Raw genomic sequence first — 701 nt, 5'->3', positions numbered from 1 at the left:
AGCGGCAGGACGGTGGTGTTGCGGCGGATGACGTCGCGGCTGCGGCTGGAGAGCACGGCGGTGATGGAGTGCGGGTACATGAACAGCGCGAGCGCCGAGCCCAGTGCGAGGGTGCCGTAGGCCCACTGGGCGGTGTCGCCCGGCGCCAGGGATCCGCGCGGCTTGCCGGTGGCGGGGTTGACCTGGGAGTAGGCGTCGCCGGCCTTGGCGAAGATGTCGTCGAAGCCGCCCAGCTTGATCGGGATGTAGATGATCGCCACCGCGATGACGATGTAGATCAGCGTGTCCTTCACGAACGCGATCAGCGCCGGTGCCCGCAGGCCGGAGGAGTAGGTGTAGGCCGCCAGGACACCGAAGGCGATCAGCAGCGGCAGGTCCTTGACAAACCAGTTGGACGACTCGCCGCCGCCCACGCCCATCACGTCCAGCACGGCCTGGATGCCCACCAGCTGCAGCGCGATATAGGGCATCGTGGCCAGGATGCCGGTGACCGCCACCGCCAGCGACAGGCCCTTGGAACCGAACCGCCCGCGCACGAAGTCGGAGGTGGTCACGTAGCCGTGCTTGTGCGACACCGACCACAGCCGCGGCAGGAACGTGAAGATCAGCGGGTAGACCAGGATCGTGTACGGCACGGCGAAGAAGCCGGACGCACCCGCCGCGTACACCGCCGCCGGCACCGCCACGAACGTGTAAGCCGT

Annotated in this window: 1 protein-coding gene; it reads right to left on the bottom strand. The window is 68.2% G+C overall.

Features of this window, described 5'->3' with window-relative positions:
- The coding region (locus PV410_RS44620; protein ID WP_500332396.1) for a sodium:solute symporter family transporter at positions 1-701 on the bottom strand (701 nt) is incomplete at both ends.

The organism is Streptomyces sp. PA03-5A (assembly GCF_033792725.1).
GTDB lineage: Bacteria > Actinomycetota > Actinomycetes > Streptomycetales > Streptomycetaceae > Actinacidiphila.
The sequence above is the reverse complement of the archived record's forward strand: the minus strand, read 5'-3'. Positions and strand labels throughout refer to the sequence as shown.